The sequence below is a fragment of the Pseudomonas sp. AB39(2026) genome (genome assembly GCF_059831485.1).
This window is the reverse complement of sequence record NZ_CP195212.1, coordinates 1,081,943-1,097,539: the sequence shown is the minus strand read 5'-3', so window position 1 is coordinate 1,097,539 and position 15,597 is coordinate 1,081,943. Positions and strand designations below refer to the sequence as shown.

The 15,597-nt window shown below is 60.6% G+C and carries 13 protein-coding genes; 8 read left to right on the top strand and 5 right to left on the bottom strand.

From position 1 onward, the window contains the following. The first annotated feature begins 129 nt into the window (after nt 1–129). From ACSAMW_RS04765 to ACSAMW_RS04755, 3 genes are all read left to right on the top strand, one after another. Nucleotides 130–417 (top strand): DUF1330 domain-containing protein, encoded by a 288-nt coding sequence (locus ACSAMW_RS04765; protein ID WP_500592908.1) that lies wholly within the window; start codon nt 130–132, stop codon nt 415–417. A gap of 661 nt (nt 418–1,078) precedes the next feature. Further along, nucleotides 1,079–3,133, top strand: coding sequence for a TonB-dependent siderophore receptor (locus tag ACSAMW_RS04760; RefSeq protein WP_500592907.1), 2,055 nt, complete (start codon nt 1,079–1,081; stop codon nt 3,131–3,133). A 172-nt stretch (nt 3,134–3,305) separates the two neighbouring features. Beyond that, a complete protein-coding gene (locus ACSAMW_RS04755) occupies nt 3,306–4,475 on the top strand; it encodes a GGDEF domain-containing protein (RefSeq protein WP_500592906.1) in 1,170 nt (389 codons plus the stop codon). On the opposite strand, the gene ACSAMW_RS04750 is transcribed toward ACSAMW_RS04755, so the two are convergent. From ACSAMW_RS04750 to ACSAMW_RS04740, 3 genes are read right to left on the bottom strand one after another with little or no spacing between them, the layout of a single operon-like run. After that, a complete protein-coding gene (locus ACSAMW_RS04750) occupies nt 4,470–4,787 on the bottom strand; it encodes an AtuA-related protein (protein WP_500592905.1) in 318 nt (105 codons plus the stop codon). The two genes, ACSAMW_RS04755 and ACSAMW_RS04750, sit on opposite strands and share 6 nt — an antisense overlap. After that, a complete protein-coding gene (locus ACSAMW_RS04745) occupies nt 4,787–6,139 on the bottom strand; it encodes an acyclic terpene utilization AtuA family protein (protein ID WP_500592904.1) in 1,353 nt (450 codons plus the stop codon). The genes ACSAMW_RS04750 and ACSAMW_RS04745 overlap by 1 nt, the downstream gene beginning before the upstream one ends. Next, nucleotides 6,140–7,435: a CitMHS family transporter gene (locus ACSAMW_RS04740; RefSeq protein WP_500592903.1), complete on the bottom strand. Its 1,296-nt coding sequence runs from the start codon at nt 7,433–7,435 to the stop codon at nt 6,140–6,142. A 130-nt stretch (nt 7,436–7,565) separates the two neighbouring features. Between ACSAMW_RS04740 and ACSAMW_RS04735 the strand changes: the two genes are divergently transcribed. From ACSAMW_RS04735 to ACSAMW_RS04725, 3 genes are all read left to right on the top strand, one after another. After that, on the top strand, nt 7,566–8,459 hold the full coding sequence (locus tag ACSAMW_RS04735) for a LysR family transcriptional regulator (protein ID WP_500592902.1): 894 nt from the start codon (nt 7,566–7,568) through the stop codon (nt 8,457–8,459). A 248-nt stretch (nt 8,460–8,707) separates the two neighbouring features. Then, nucleotides 8,708–9,334, top strand: a complete 627-nt coding sequence (locus ACSAMW_RS04730; protein ID WP_500592901.1) for a glutathione S-transferase family protein — start codon at nt 8,708–8,710, stop codon at nt 9,332–9,334. Between the two features lie 282 nt (nt 9,335–9,616). Further along, a complete protein-coding gene (locus ACSAMW_RS04725) occupies nt 9,617–11,290 on the top strand; it encodes a hypothetical protein (RefSeq protein ID WP_500592900.1) in 1,674 nt (557 codons plus the stop codon). 39 nt (nt 11,291–11,329) lie between these two features. Here the strand turns inward: ACSAMW_RS04725 and ACSAMW_RS04720 are convergent, their stop codons facing one another. Both ACSAMW_RS04720 and ACSAMW_RS04715 read right to left on the bottom strand, forming a co-directional pair. Continuing rightward, a complete protein-coding gene (locus tag ACSAMW_RS04720; RefSeq protein WP_500592899.1) occupies nt 11,330–12,079 on the bottom strand; it encodes an SDR family oxidoreductase in 750 nt (249 codons plus the stop codon). Further along, complete coding sequence (locus tag ACSAMW_RS04715) at nt 12,072–13,268, bottom strand: MFS transporter (protein ID WP_500592898.1); 1,197 nt, start codon at nt 13,266–13,268, stop codon at nt 12,072–12,074. Before ACSAMW_RS04715 ends, ACSAMW_RS04720 begins: the two co-directional genes overlap by 8 nt. A gap of 132 nt (nt 13,269–13,400) precedes the next feature. On the opposite strand from ACSAMW_RS04715, the gene ACSAMW_RS04710 reads away from it, so the two are divergent. Next, entirely contained in the window at nt 13,401–14,288 is an 888-nt protein-coding gene (locus ACSAMW_RS04710) for a LysR substrate-binding domain-containing protein (protein WP_500592897.1), read from the top strand. Nucleotides 14,289–14,701: 413 nt separating this feature from the next. Then, nucleotides 14,702–15,583 (top strand): nucleoside-specific channel-forming protein Tsx, encoded by an 882-nt coding sequence (locus tag ACSAMW_RS04705; RefSeq protein ID WP_500592896.1) that lies wholly within the window; start codon nt 14,702–14,704, stop codon nt 15,581–15,583. The last annotated feature ends 14 nt before the right edge of the window (nt 15,584–15,597 follow it).

Genomic DNA, 15,597 nt, shown 5'->3' with positions numbered 1-15,597 from the left:
CCAGATGCCGAGGGGGGGTAATCATTGAGAAGAGTGTCTATGCTATCGGACGACATGGCCGTTCCGACGTGCCAGAAGTGCTGTTTTCTGGCATACCCTGTTCCAAGACAAAACGCATAGGCACCGTTAATGAAAGGCTATTGGATCGCACAGGTCGACGTGACCGACCCTGAGCAATACAAGGAATACACCACCCGTGGCCCCGTCGCCTTCGCTAAATATGGCGGTCGCATCCTTGCCAGAGGAGGCCGTTCCCAGGCGATGGAAAACGGCCCTGCCCCCCAGCGTGTAGTGGTAATCGAGTTTGATACCTACGAGCAGGCGGTGGCGTGCTACAACTCGCCTGAATATCAGGAAGCTTTGAGTTACCGCGAGGGGGCAGGGGTGGCGAGGATTGTGGTGGTGGAAGGCGTTTAGCACGTTTGGCATAGCGCCTGGTTTTTTGAAGTAACATGGGCAGCCTTTTGCAAGAAAAAACTTGGCGTTATGCTGATGCCTCTGGTTGGGAGAAACCTTTTATGAGTGTGCTACCTATCGATCTCTCCGAGTCGGATATGGACGCATTAGAGCGTGGCGTCCCAGAGCTTGCGCAGAGGGCTACGCTGGTCGCGTATGTCCGTGCGCTTGGTAGCCGTGGTGAGGTCTTACGCGTGGCTGCCGGAGATCTTGTCCGAATGTCATCAACGGGCGTCAAAACGATCGTTGCTAAAGCAAAGCCTCGGCGCAAAGTAACGGTAGGGGAAGTGATTGCGGTTCGCCGAATAAGCGGAACTCAAGAGCTGAACGGTGAACGGCACCAAGTACCGAGCAGAAGCTATCCCTGACTGGTTTTTTGAAGCTTATGTAGATCGTGTAAGCCTATGACCTGTCGTCCTGTGATAGGCCAGATGTCGCCTTTGCAGTACAGCTAATGCTCCCGGAAAGCGGATGTGAAAAAAATGTAAAAATATTCGCTAACGTATCTGGTTCTCATTCACATTTTGTTTCAGAATCGCGGCCTACCTTATCGCCCTTGAGACCCGCGCCCTTGAAACCTTGCCTCCGTGCCACTCTGTTGCTTGCAGGTGCCTGCAGCGCCATGCCTATGGCCTTCGCTGCCGATGATGACGTTGTTACCCTGCCCACCACACAGGTTCAAGACTCCTCTGCCCAGGACGACACTGAAACCGTAGGCTATCGCGGCGCGCCGTCTTCGAGCACCACCAAGCTGGGGATGACCAAGAAGCAGACCCCCCAGGCCATCACCACCGTCACCCGGCAACAGATGGACGACTTCAAGATCAACGGGATCAAGGACGCCCTGCGTTCGGCGCCGTCGGTGACGGTGGAGCAGAGCGAAAGCGACCGTACAGAATTCACCTCGCGGGGCTTTGACATCACCACGTTCGAATACGATGGGGTGGGCATGCCGTTCTCGCAGTTCACCCTGATCGGTGAGCAGGACCTGGCCGAGTATGAGCAGATCGACGTGTTGCACGGCGCCAATGGCTTGATGAGCGGCACCGGCAACCCTTCGGCCACGGTCAATTTTGTGCGCAAGCGCCCAACCCGGGAGTTCCAGGCCCAGGTGGGCACCAGCGTGGGTTCGTGGGACAGTCGCCGGGTAGATGTGGACGTATCCGGGCCGCTTACCCCCACAGGCAATGTGCGTGGGCGCTTTATCTATGCCCACGACAAAGGCAATTCATGGATGGACCGCTACAGCCACGAACGCAACGTGGCCGCCGGCCTGCTGGCGTTCGACCTGAGCGAGCGGGATACCCTCACCGTGGGCTTTTCCCAGCACAACAGTGATTCCAACGGCAGCACCTGGGGTAACCTGCCCCTGGTCGATGACAGTGGCAACCCCATCCACTACAGCAGCCGCAGTTCCAACGTAGGCCAGCCTTGGACCTACTGGAACATGCACACTCAACGGGTGTTCGCTGAGCTGACCCACGCCTTCGATAATGGCTGGAACGCAACGTTGACCGCCACGGGCATTACCGAATACCAGGACACCAACATGTTCTACGTGGCCGGTGTGCAGGATGACGATGCACTGGTGTTCGCGGCAGATACTTCCAGCAAGGCTCACCACTTGGTAGGCGAGGCGAAAGTGTCTGGCCCATTCACGCTATTCGGGCGCGAGCACTCGCTCACGTTAGGCGCCAGCTATGGGCGTACTCACCAGAAGGCGCGTGAATACGACTCGGTCGACGGCGGCTATTTCAACACCTCCTTCGCAGGCATTCTGGCTGGCCAGTCAGCGCACCCTTCATTTACGTTCACCAGCGATGGCAACACCCAGAACTTCGAGGACTCCCAGAAAAGCCTGTTCGCCGGCACGCGATTCAGCCTCACGGATGACCTGCACTGGATCGTGGGTGCGCGCATGCTCAGTGCCGACGGCTCGGGCCTGAACTATGGCGCGGCCCATGACACGCGTGAACACGGCAAGGTCACTCCTTACACCGGCCTGGTGTACGACTTGAACAAGGAATGGGCGGCCTACACCAGTTGGACCAAGATCTTCACCCCGCAGTATGTAGTGGGCGTAGACAACGCGCTGCTTGAGCCCATGGAAGGTAAGAGCGTGGAGGCGGGCGTGAAAGGCAGCCTGCTGGACAACCGGCTGGACCTCACTGCCGCCGTGTTCAAGACCAGCCAGCAACATGTGGGCGAGTACCTGGGCTTCATTGGTGGCCAAAGCGTATATAACCCCGTGGACTACAAGAGCCACGGCATCGAACTGGAAGCCTCCGGCGAAGCCTACCCCGGCTTGGATCTGCTGGCCGGCTACACCTACGTGCGCATCGACGACGAAGACGGCGATCACACCCGCAAGTACGTGCCCACCCACAGCTTCCACGGTTTGGCCAGCTACCGCCTGCCTTGGCTGCCCAAGGCCCACGTGGGCACCCGCGTGAGCTGGCAGAGTGGTATCGAGAACACGGCAAACAGCGACATTCGCCAGAATGCCTACGCCGTGGTGGACCTGTTGACCAGCTACGACATCGACAGTCACTGGAGCACTGCGCTGAACTTCAACAACGTGACCGACCGCAAGTATTTGCGCTCGCTCTACAGCCAGACGGCTGCCAGCTACGGCGCACCGCGCAACCTCACCGCTTCAGTGACCTGGAAATACTGACGGCAACTGTGCCTCCCTTGGCCCTGCTCATCGCAGGGTCCAGGCAGGCCTTGGGAGGGGAAGTGGATAAGTAGTGGCACATAGACATCCATTCGACGATTACCTCTCTGAAAACCTCGCCTGAACGCTTACACTGCTGCTTTCAAGCGCAACGCTATCAGGCACGCCCTCCATGCTGCTCGACCCCCCAACCTTGTTGACCCTGACTGTCGCACTGGCAGCCGCCGCTGCGTTGTACCTAGGGCTGGAGTGGCGCACCGTGCGCCAGCCGTCGCTGCTGTTCTGGAGCGCAGGGTTTGCCACGATCACGGTAGGTTCGACCCTGGCGCTGCTGCGCCTCAGCGGGCTGCTGACCCTGGGCATCTGGTTTGCCAATGGCCTGCTGGTCGTGGCCCACTGGCTGTTTCTGCTGGGCGTTGCACGGTTCACGCGCACGCGCCTGTCTCGGGCCTGGTACCTCATCTTTGCGGGCTGGTGCGCTTTGCTGCTGCTCCCCGCTGCACCGTGGTGGTCCAAGCTCATGCTGGCAGCGAACTCTTCCCTGGTGGCCGTGTTGATGCTGCGCGCCAGCGCGCTATTGCGCCCCCACGGTCGCTCCTTGAGTGAAGGGGCCGTGCAACTGCGTTATGTGTTGCTGGGCCATGGCCTGTTCTATGGCCTCAAGGTGGTCATTGCCCTGACGCCTGGCACCCTGATCGACCTGGCCACTTTTGGTGGCCTGATCATTCAGGTGTCTTTGGTAGAAGGGGCGATGGCGATCATGCTCATCGCCCTGTCCATGACCGGTACCGAGCGCTACCGCCGGGAAACCCGGATGGCCCGAATCGCGGCACATGACCCTCTCACAGGGCTGTACAACCGCCGGGCGCTAGAGACGCAGGCGCCCGCGCAGCTAAGCAAGGCCAGTGATGCTAGCCCCGGCGCCATGCTGCTGATCGATATCGACAACTTCAAGCTGGTGAACGACCTGTTCGGCCATGCGGCAGGTGATCGGCTGCTGGTAACGCTCAGCCAATTGATCCGCACGGTATTACCACAGGGCGGCCTGGCGGCACGCCTGGGCGGTGATGAATTCATTTTGCTGTGGCAGCAGGCTTCGCTGGAGCAGGTACTGGCCGTGGGCAACCGGTTGCGCGACCAGTTCAACCAGGCCGCGCTGCAGGCCCATGCCACTCCGGCGGCGGTGACCTTGAGCATTGGCGCCAGCCAGTTTCTGTCGCCCCCAGCCAGCCTGGCGGCCTTGATCGAGGAGGGCGACACCGCCTTGTATGCGTCCAAGCGAGGCGGGCGAGACACGCTTCGCTTGGCGGGGGTGGCATCTGAGCCTGAGCGCTCGCTATAACGCCAGCGCCAACAACGCCGCGCCTAGGGTTTTGCCGTGGGCGTCCAGGGCCAGCGATCGGGTTACCCCGCCCTTGAGCATGCCTGGTAGCACGAAGTTCAGCGCATTGAGCTGGGGCAGCTCGTAACGCCTCACTTGGGAAGCGGCTGGGCCCAGCAGGCCCTTGAAATGCGCGGCCACCGCCTCTGCGGTCACACGCTCCCGGAGCAATGCGTAATCTTCGGCGCGGTAGGCAATCACCGAAATATTGGACGTGTCGCCCTTGTCGCCCGTTCGAGCATGGGCCAAGTCAGCCAGCGTTGATACCTTCATCAGGACACCTCCTCAATTAGTTCCAGCGCAACCGCCGAACGTGGCAGCAGCAAGGACGCCACCGCCACCACGTGACGCACCTGCTTGCTGGCACCGCCGCCGCCGGCCGGGCCGTTGGTGTACAGCGTTTCCACTTCATTACCGATCTGCCCTGCTTGGTCCTGCGTCGCGCAGCGAGCCGTTACCCGAAGGCGGACTTCGCTGGGTTCACAGCCACTGGTCAATGTATCGCCATAGAGGGCATTCATGCCGATGAGGTCTACCCGCACTTCCTGAACAGGCACGCCCATCAAACGAAGCCGTTCCTGGACAATCTCCCCAGCCAGTTGGGCACGCGCTACAGCATTGGGACCGCCATAGGCCATTTGCCCTTCACCGATCCAGCCATCCAGAAACCCTACCGACACCTTGAGGTGCTCAGGCTTGGCCTGGCCTGTTGCACCAAACGCCAGCACTTGGTTTTCACCGGTTTCCCGAAAGTCCACCGTACTGAAATCTGCGCTCACGTCGGGGGTGAGGTAGCACGCTGGGTCATGCACTTCGTACAGCACCTGCTCGGTGCAGGTTGCCCGGTCGATACGTCCACCACTGCCGTGCACCTTGGTAAGGGTGGCCTGGCCACTACTATCAATCTGGGCGATGGGAAAGCCCAGGCGGGCCAGGTCGGGTACGTGCTTACGGCCGGGGTCGGCAAAATAGCCACCGGTGATCTGGCCCGCACATTCCAGCAGATGTCCGGTCAACGTGCCTTGGCCCAGCCTTGCCCAATCATCCAGCGCCCAGCCGAACTCGAATATCTGAGGCGCCAGGAACAGGGACGGGTCGGCCACACGGCCAGTGATCACGATGTCAGCCTCCGCTGCCAGCGCCCCTACGATGCCGTCGACACCCAAGTAAGCGTTAGCAGAGACGAGTCGGTTGCCCAGGTCGGCCAGGCATTGACCATTGTCCAGCCTGTACTCAGGGTTGGCCTGCAAGGTGGCCAGTACGTCGTCACCACGCAGGGCCACTATCCGCAGGCCGGTAAAACCCAGGTACGTGGCCAGCTCGGCCACGGCCTTGGCCGCCTGGGCCGGATTGGCCGCGCCCATGTTGGTGATCACTCGCAAGCGGCGTCCGCGCCCGGCCGAGCCATGAACGAACGGCAGCACCCGGCGCATGCGCTCCAGTAGCAGGGGGTCGTAGCCGCCTTTGGGGTTGCTCAGCCGGTCCAGCTGGGCAAGGGCGATAGTGCGTTCGGCCAGGCATTCGAACACCAGGTAGTCCAGGTCGCCTTTTTCAGCCAGTTCCACTGCAGGCTCGATACGGTCGCCGGAATAGCCGGCACCGCAGCCAATTCTCAGGGTTTTCATTCAGAACACTCCCAGTAGCAGGGCCGTCAGGGTCATCAGCACTGAAGCGGCGAACAGGAACGGGATGGTAAAGCGCTGGTGATCGGCCAGGTCGATCTTGCACAGGCCTACCAGCAAGAAGGTCGCCGGGGTGAGCGGGCTGACCGGGAAGCCGGTGGTGTGAACCCCCAGCAACGACGCCTGCGCCACTTGCAGTGGGCTGATACCCAGCGAGCGCCCCACCTCTGCGATCACCGGCATTACCCCGAAGTAGTAGGAGTCTGGGTCGAACAGCAGGCTCAGGGGCATGGAGATAAAGCCCACCACCGCCGGAATCAGTGAACCATGGCCCGGCGGTATCGCACCTACGCCCACCTCGGCCATGGCCTTAAGCATGCCGGTGCCTTGCATGATGCCGGTGAATACCCCCGCAGCCAGCAGGATACTGGCCATGGTGAGGGCCGTTTTGGCGTGGGCATCGATGCGGGCACGCTGGGCGTCCACATTGGGGTAGTTCAGGCACAGGGCCAGTACTGTCCCCACCATAAACATCACGACCGGGTCCACCCAGCCCGCGATCATTACGGCCATCACCACCACGGTCAGCACCAGGTTCGCCACAAACCGCGTGGGGCGGCGCAGGGCTTCTTCTTCCGGTGTCAGGGTGCGCTGTGGCATCACCTCACTGGCCGACATGCCCGCCCCCAGGCCAAGGCGGCGCTCTTCGCGCAACCCTAATCCCCAGGCGCAGGCGAACACGAACGCTAGCCCTACCAGTTGCACCAGAATCAGCGGCTGGAACAGCTCGCTCACAGGCACATGCAGCGCTGCCGACGAACGCAGCACCGGCCCCGTCCAAGGCAGGAAGTTGACCCCGGCCGCCATGGCCGCCACGCAGGCCAGAATGCGCTTATCCATGCCCAGGCGGGTGTACAGGGGCAGCATGGCCGGTACGGTCACCAAGAAGGTCACTGCGCCCGAGCCGTCCAGGTGCACCAGCAAGGCCAGCAGGGCGGTGCCAAACACAATGCGCGTGGGCCGCGTGCCAACGGTTTTGAGAATGCGGTCGATGATGGGATCTAGCATGCCGGCATCGGTCATCACCCCGAAAAACAGAATGGCGAACACAAACATGCCTACAACAGGCGCCACGTTCTTGATGCCCGTAATGATGAAGGCGCTGGTCTGAAGGCCGAAGCCAGTAAGCAGGGCGGCAATGATCGGTAGCGCGATCAGGGCAACCAGTGGGGACAGGCGCTTGCTCATCACAGCCACAAGCAGGCAGACAATGGTCACGAGACCGGCGAACGCGAGCATGGCAGCTCTCCGTAAGGCCTTGCGGGCGCTGGGCTACCGAAGGCTGGTTTATTGTTGTGTGCCGAGTATTGGAACGCCACTGCCATGTTGTAAATTGAAATATGCAGCCCGGCACGTTCGAGAAAACAAAATGAAAAACGCGATCCAGTCCATTCGTGCCTTTGTCACCGTGGCTCACGCAGGCCACTTCGCCAAAGCCGCCGCACAGCTTCATCTCTCGCCCTCGGCACTGACCGTGCAGGTTCAACAGCTGGAACAGTGGCTGGGCGTGGCCCTGCTGGACCGCGGCCCTCGCCACCTGGAGCTGACCGAAGCCGGCCGCCAGAACCTGCCGCACATGGAGCAACTGCTGCTGGACCTGGACAACCTGGTCGCTAGCAACCGTGACCTTGCGGCGCTCAGGCGGGGAACGGTTGAACTGGCGGCCTTACCCTCGCTGTGCTCCAGCCTGCTGCCCGTGGCCCTCAAGCATTTCGGCCACCTTCACCCCGGCATTGAGGTACGCCTGCGCGATGTGGTCGCCCAGCAAGTGGAAGACCAGGTGCGCGCCGGTGGTGTGGATTTCGGCCTCAGCGTGGCGCCCCGAAGTGCCGCCGGGCTCCGGTTTGAACCGTTGCTCGTGGACCGTATCTGCCTATTGCTGCCGCTGGACCATCCGCTTAACGATGGCCGGCCTCTTACCTTGGCACACCTGGACGCGCAGCCCATGATCCTGACCGGGCGCGACAGCAGTGTGCGCATGCAGGTGGAGCGGTTGTTCGAGGACCGCCACTTGCGGTTGCATCGTCAGATCGAAGCCAACTACATGTCCACGGCCATCGCCTTGGTACAGCAGGGGCTAGGCATGACCCTACTGCCAGAGTCCGCTGTGCAAGGGCACGAAACCCTGGCCTGTATCCCCTTGGAGGAACCGGCGTTGAACCGGTGTATCGGTATTATCTCGCGCAGTGAGCGAGCCCTGGGGCCGGCTGCCGAAGCGTTGGCTGAGCTGTTGAGCACTCATGCGGAGGCTGTCGGCGCTTAACCTTGCCGTGCGTAGAAGGGTGTAGGACTGGTCGCAGCCGAAGGCGGAGGCCGGGAATCTGTGAGCGCTGCGGTGTGGCGGCTGTCCGGTTCGCCCGCTTCGCTTCGCTGCCCCCGCGCTGCACCCGCGCTACGCCCGCGCTGCGCGAACGCCCACAGGGGTTTCTGCCATGCGTGGGCAGGAAGCAGCAACACGGGCTCGGGCTCACGTTGTTCTATGCTTCAGGTTTTCACGCCGGAGTGACCTCCATGTACACACTGTTTGGCGCAAATCGTTCGGGCGCTGTGGCCATCGAGGCGGCGTTGCAGCAGTGTCAGGTTCACTACGAATGGGTAGCTGCCAGTTCATGGGAGCAGGGCACAGGCACGGATTGGCTCAAGCGGGTCAACCCGTTGTGCCAGGTGCCTACACTGCTCACACCCGAGGGCGAGGTGCTGACGGAAAGTGCCGCCATCCTCATAGGGCTGGGCCTGAAATACTCTGGCTCCGGCCTGCTATCGGCCCATGGTCCCACCCGCGCTCAGCAGGTGCGCAGCCTGATCTTTATTGCAAGCAACTGTTATTCGGCCATCGGCGTGATCGATTACCCGGAACGATGGTTGCCGGCGGCGGACGAGGCCACCTTGGCCCTGCTGGCAGAAGGCGCACGTCAGAGCCTGTATCAGCAGTGGGCCGTATTCAGCGACCTGTTTACCAGCGGTGACGATTGGCAGCCTCAGGCACCGGGTGGGCCAGAACTGCTGGCAGCGGTGGTGACCCGATGGAGCGGTACACGGGAGTACTTGGCTAACATGCGGCCAGCGTTTCTTCAGTCATTGGAAACCATTGACCAGCAACCCATCATGCAGGGCGTGCTGTTACGGCGATGGACCTAGGGCGCTGGGGTTGCTGTGTGCTTACCGGTTTGTAAAAAGCTTATAGGTAGCGTCAGGGAACTGCATCTTGTCCAATAACCACCTACACCGGTTAGCCCCATCACTATTGAAACAAGAGGCAGGCAAATGGCTGTTCAGTTCCCCCGCTTTCCCGGTGATCGCCAGATCTTGCTAGATCAGCCGGCAGAGCCTGTGGCCACTGGCGCAGGCCATCAGGGGCCGCAACCAAACGCTCCAGGGTATGTTCACCAGGCGCCACCACAGGGAACACCAAGACGGCCAATGCCCCCGTCCAATTTTGAGCTCATGCGGTTACCTCCTGAATTGCAACTGGCAATCATGCGTGAGATTCATAATAACCCTGATCGAGCAGAAGCCACGCGGTCGATGGACGCTCTCATAGCCAACCGAGAGCAACATACCGTTAATTCATACTCACATGCTGTACTGAATAACGACAAAAAACTTGCACGAAGCCATATGAAGCTACGGCGGATGATCGCTGAGGTGCATCAGTTGCCCATATCAGACGTAAAGTTCCTGCCTGTTCAGTTATTGAGAATGGTCGCTGCAGAAGCAAAGAAAGCTGCATTCAATGCTGATTCGGCTCTCGAAGATGACCTCGATAAACTGGTGCAGTTCACGTATTGGTCAGAGCGGCTATCGGCGTTGGACGAGCACCAGGCAGACCATCTGGTGGACTTCGCTGTAACGTTCAACGACCGTAATATGGAAGAAAATCTGAGTATGATGATAGGCGCTATGGGGCCAGGGCTTCATAGGCTCAGCCATGAACAGCACGTTGGCCTAGTCGATACGATAACGGATATGAGTGCTCAGGGCATTAGCCAGGCTTTAGAGAACTTTGGTCAGGGCCTGGAAGCTTTACATGCCGACTGCGTGAAAGACCTGGTTGATGCAGTTGTACAGATGACAGGCGATGAGGCCAAGAGCAACGCGATTTGCGGGATAGCTGAAGGCATGGATGCCCTGACGCCAGGCCAATGCAAGCAGCTCGCCCAAGCCGCTTTAAGCATTCAGGAAGACGAGTACCGGGACAATGCTATTGCCGCATTAGGCCCGCATTTACACAGGTTCGACGCTGCTGTGCAGATGGCGCTCGTAGATGGCGCGTTGGCTCTGAGAGACACCGACGAACACCAAGTGCTGGCATTGGATGCCGTGGCCAGGGGTATGTCCAGCCTGGCCCCTGATGACTATGCCAGTGTGTTGAGCAAGCTCGTATCTGCCATGCCCCAGCTCTCCAGCCCTAGCAAGGCCAACCTTATGGCTACTTGCGCCTCGGCGTTGCAGCCGTCGGACAATGACAATGTGAGGAGCCTGCATGAAAGGCTGGTAAGCGATGCCTTGGCGCTTGCAGTACATGAAGGACGTGTCCATGTCGTAGGTAGTTTTGGGGCCAGCCTTCACGCCTTGAGCGATGAAAGCCGAGATAGGGTGGTCACCTCTGCGCTCGATTCAGCGCGCGCCCAAGAAGACAATGCTCTCCAAGCCATAGCGACATTAAGCAATGGCTGGAAATCGCTCACTGTCGACCAGGCAGCGCTCATGTTCCAAGCGCTTTTGGATGCCCGTGATGAAACAATCCAAAGCCGTGCGATGGCCACGGTCTTGGAAGGTGAGGGCGCCAGCGCACTAAGCCCTGACCAGCTTGATGTATTGGTAATCAAGGCCGTGGGGATGAACTCTGAAGAAAACAGAAGTGCTGTTGTCCGGAGTTTCGGTCCGGTACTTCCTGCCTTGATGGAGAAGCAGTTGAATAAGCTGGTGATGGCAACAGCCACGCTGACCGATCCACAGTTGAAATGCGGGACCATTCAAGGGCTTGCCAACATGGAAGGTGTACATCGAAACCACCTTATCGATGTAACGCGGCAACTGCCATTGGAGCTTCGCATCGACGCACTGAAGTGGTTAGCGGCCTCGCTAGGTTGAGGACGGGGTATAACGAACGCTCTGCTGTGTGCCGTTACGCTACTTCCCCCCCGTCACATCCAAAAATGTCCCTGTAATAAACGAAGCCTCGGCACTGGCCAGCCACAGCACGGCCTGTGCCACTTCTTCAGGCTGGCCACCCCGGCCCATGGGGATGGAGTCCTTCACCCGGTCCACGCGCCCGGGTTCGCCGCCGCTGGCGTGCATGTCGGTGTAGATGTGCCCTGGCCTAATGCAGTTTACCCGTATGCCTTCGCGGGCCACCTCCTTGGCCAGGCCGGTGGTGAAGGTTTCCAAGGCGCCCTTGGAGGCGGCGTAGTCCACGTATTCGTTCGGGCTGCCTAGCCGGGCGGCGGCCGAAGAGAGGTTGATGATCGACCCGCCCTGGCCCTGATGCCGCGTGGACATACGCTTGACGGCCTGCTGGGCGCACAGCATAGGGCCGATGGCGTTGACGGCGAAGATCCGCTGCATACGGTCGTGGGCCAGGTCTTCGAACCGGGACTGGCGGGCCAGTACCCCCGCATTGTTGACCAGTACGTCCAGGCGGCCGAATGCCTGGTCGATGGCCGCGAACAGTGCGTGGATCTGGTCTGGCACGGCATTGTCGGCGCGCACCGCTAGCGCACGACCACCCAGCGCATGGATATCAGCCACGACACCTTCGGCGGCCGTCGAGTCCGACACATAACTGATGACCACGTCATACCCGCGTGCAGCGGCGAGCCGGGCGATGGCGGCCCCAACACCGCGGCTGCCTCCGGTAACCAACATCAGTGGGCTATCCATTTAACGCACTCGTGGTCGTAAAGGCCTGCGCGGCCTGTAGCGCTGGGCGCAACAGCAGCACCAGGGGCACAATCACCCCGGCGGTGGCAGCGGTTACCAGCAGGCCGGTGGTCTGGCTGCTGTGGTCGGCGATGGCGCCGTAGAAAATGGGGGCGATACCGCCGGCACCGATCACGCTGGTATAGAACACCGCGAACGCCCGGCCCGTGTCGCCATCACTCAGTTCCGGCACCGTGCCGTAGAGGATGGACGAGGTGCCGTTAAGCACGACACCCAGCAGCGGCAGCACCACCAGTGTGGCAGGCAGCGACGTGTACAACGTGGCCATGATCAACAAGGCCGTGGCGGTTTCTGTGAGCATCACACCGCCCACCACACCCAACCGTTCCCCAAGCCAGCCACAGGTGGCCTTGCCCAGTGCCCCGCCTATGAACAGCAGTGCCAATGCTATGCCCACCGTGGGCGAGCCGCCACCCAGCCCCTGAATAAGAAAAGGAAGGAACAGCAGGTAACCCATACGGGTGGCGGTATCCAGCGCTCCGATCGCAGACAGCAGCCGAAAGCCGCCTCGGCCGCCTGGCGCAGCACTACGTTTAGCTACAGGGTGCACCGGGGTAGCGGGCGCCAGGGGCACCAGCAACGCTGCCACGACCAGCCCCAGCAGTGACATGAGCCCCAACACCGGGCGCCACGCCAGCAGCGGCAGCAGCAGCGCCACCGCCGCTGGCACAATGGCCTTGCCAAGGTCCCCGGCGAAATTGTAAAGCCCCAATGGGCGACGTGCGTCTTGGCCGTAGGTATCGCTGACCAGCATCGACCCACGCGGGTGCTGGATGCTGGAACCTACCCCCGCCAGGAGCAGCCCTACACACAGGCCGAGGAAGCCCAACGGCAGCGCCATCATGGCCAGGCCGGCCGCCGCCACCAGAGTAGACAGCACCAGCGCCGCACGGGACGACACCTTGCGCAGGGCACGGTCCGCCGGAATCTGCAGGCCACCCATGGTGCCGTAGTAGAGCGCCCTTACCATCGCCAAGGCTGCATACGACAAGCCGAACTCAGCCTGCCACAGCGGTAGAAAGGCATAGAGGCCATCGGTATAGCCATCGTGCAGCGCGTGAGCCAGGCAGGCCCCGCCTAAACTGCGCTTTTTCTGAGTGTTATCGAGCGTGGGGGCGAGGGTAGGCAAAGGTGTCCTCCGGGCTGAGCGTGTTCGCAGCTTGAGGCCGTCGCTGCACGCAAAAGGCTATACCCGTGAGCGTCCACGAACCAGAACCTTTAGAATCACGGGTACCGTTCCTTTTTCTCACGGGTACCTGCCATGCGTGACCTGCCCCCGCTGAACACTTTGCGCGTTTTTGAAGTGGCTGCCCGTGCGGCCAGCTATGCCGAAGCGGGCGCTGAACTGCGCATTACACACGGCGCTGTCAGCCGTCAGGTCGCTACCTTGGAGCGCTGGCTAGGGCAGCGCCTGTTTATCAAGGAGGGGCGGCGTATGGTTGCTACGCCCATGGCCAAAGTGTTGGCGGAGGAGGTGCGGCTGTCCTTCGATCGTGTTGCCGTGGCGCTGCAAGCCTGTGGTCGCCCGAACGTGCGCCGTATTCTCAGGGTCAGCGCACCGACCAGCTTTGCCATGCGTTGGTTGATTCCACGCCTTCCAGCCTTCCATGCCGCCAACCCTGAGACCGAGGTGGTGGTCACTACCGTCTCTACGGTGCTGGAAGCGCTGCGCGGTGGCGTGGACGTGGCCATTCGCCGAGGAGGCGCAGGGCACCACGCCTGGCCAGGCCACCAGATAATTCCGGTGCTGCAAGAGGCCGATACCCTCATCATGAGCCCCGCGCTGTTCGCACAAAGGCCAGTGCTCACACCGGCTGATGTGGAAGGCCATACCTTGCTGGCCACTGAAACCCGCGCTGGCGAATGGCAGCATTGGCTTGATGCCGCAGGGCTTCATCATCTGCTGGGCCACCCTCGGCAAGTGTTTGACCACTTTTTTATCACCCGGCAGGCCGTTGAGGATGGGCTGGGCATCGGCATAGGCCCTCTGCCTATGCTGGACATTGACTTGGCCAGCGGCAAGCTGATCGCACCCCTGCCTCACATACGCGTGGCGCAAACAGGATATGTGGCGGTATTGCCTCATCACGCGGATGAATACTGGGTCATGGATTTCGTGCAATGGCTTGCCGGCCAGTCACACCCCTGATGCAGAGCGTTTGCCAATACAGGCGTTTGGCTTGGCAGCGCTCCCAAATTGCGCACGCTGCACAGATCAGGTGCTCTGAAGTGGATCAATTGGTCAGTTTCTGGCATTGTCCGCATCCCAAGCCAATGAATCCAATGACAATAATCACATGGCATACAACCTGCTAACTCAACGCCCAGCGTTCACTCATCCACCTGAGCATCCGCGACAGAGAGCGGTTTCAGGGCAGTGACTGGTTATTCCCTCCAGGGGAAATCGTACAGCCACACCCGTGTTTTCCACCGAAAGTTATCGGGGACGGACGGCTGCGCGCGTTAGAAAAACTAAAACAGTGAAGGAGCAGGGCAGTGGGGTTGAACAAAGGACGTAAACAAGCAAACGTTTGCCTGGGGCTGGGTTGGGCACTGTGTGCAATGGCTGCCAGTGCAGCAGAGCCGCCTGCCGGTGGCACCGACAGTGCGCAAGGGGAAGGGTTGAGCTACGAAGTGTCACCCCCTGTAGATCAAACCAAGGCCGCTCCCTGGTACAACCAGAACCTGACCTTGATTGGCAGCAAGGACATCAGCTTCGGCCCGCGCCCCAACGATGACATCTACCTGGAGTATGAGTACTTCGGCCGCAAAGGGCCGTTCGAGCTCTACGGCTACATTGATGTGCCGAAAATCCTGGGCATCGGCAATAGCCACGACAGTGGCGCCTGGGACAAGGGCTCCCCCCTGTTCATGGAGCATGAACCACGCATTTCCATCGACGAGTTGACAGGTCGCAAGCTGGGCTTTGGCCCCTTCAAAGAGTTTTACGTGGCCTTCGACTGGATCTACGACAACGGCCATCATCGCGACGGCCGTGCCAACACGCTGTACAGCGGTTTTGGTACGGACATCGAAACCCATAGCCGGGTAAACCTGTCGGCGAACCTGTATGCACGCCGCCAGTGGGAAAACTATGGCGCAGCGAACGAAAACTCCTGGGATGGCTACCGTGCCCAGCTCAAGTACATCGTCCCTATCGATAAGTACGACAATGGCGCCTCGTTGACCTACATCGGTTTCACCAATTTCGATTTCGGTTCCGACCTGCATGACCAGGCCGGCCCGGCCCGCACCGCCAATGCAACCGTGGCCACCAACGTACTGCTGTATTCCTTCACCCACCTGCGCTTCATGGCCGTAGGGCGCTACTTCCACAATGGCGGCAACTGGAAGGATGGCACCGAGCTGGACTTCGGCGACGGCCCGTTCAAAGGGCGTTCCGATGGCTGGGGCTATTACTTCGGCGTGGGCTACCAATTCTGAACCGCATTACAAGA

Coding starts and splice junctions, on each gene's coding strand:
- ACSAMW_RS04710 (WP_500592897.1), top strand. CDS start 13,401: ATGCGTGACCTGCCCCCGCTGAACACTTTGCGCGTTTTTGAAGTGGCT.
- ACSAMW_RS04720 (WP_500592899.1), bottom strand. CDS start 12,079: ATGGATAGCCCACTGATGTTGGTTACCGGAGGCAGCCGCGGTGTTGGG.
- ACSAMW_RS04765 (WP_500592908.1), top strand. CDS start 130: ATGAAAGGCTATTGGATCGCACAGGTCGACGTGACCGACCCTGAGCAA.
- ACSAMW_RS04745 (WP_500592904.1), bottom strand. CDS start 6,139: ATGAAAACCCTGAGAATTGGCTGCGGTGCCGGCTATTCCGGCGACCGT.
- ACSAMW_RS04705 (WP_500592896.1), top strand. CDS start 14,702: ATGGCTGCCAGTGCAGCAGAGCCGCCTGCCGGTGGCACCGACAGTGCG.
- ACSAMW_RS04740 (WP_500592903.1), bottom strand. CDS start 7,435: ATGCTCGCGTTCGCCGGTCTCGTGACCATTGTCTGCCTGCTTGTGGCT.
- ACSAMW_RS04750 (WP_500592905.1), bottom strand. CDS start 4,787: ATGAAGGTATCAACGCTGGCTGACTTGGCCCATGCTCGAACGGGCGAC.
- ACSAMW_RS04730 (WP_500592901.1), top strand. CDS start 8,708: ATGTACACACTGTTTGGCGCAAATCGTTCGGGCGCTGTGGCCATCGAG.
- ACSAMW_RS04725 (WP_500592900.1), top strand. CDS start 9,617: ATGCCCCCGTCCAATTTTGAGCTCATGCGGTTACCTCCTGAATTGCAA.
- ACSAMW_RS04735 (WP_500592902.1), top strand. CDS start 7,566: ATGAAAAACGCGATCCAGTCCATTCGTGCCTTTGTCACCGTGGCTCAC.
- ACSAMW_RS04755 (WP_500592906.1), top strand. CDS start 3,306: ATGCTGCTCGACCCCCCAACCTTGTTGACCCTGACTGTCGCACTGGCA.
- ACSAMW_RS04760 (WP_500592907.1), top strand. CDS start 1,079: ATGCCTATGGCCTTCGCTGCCGATGATGACGTTGTTACCCTGCCCACC.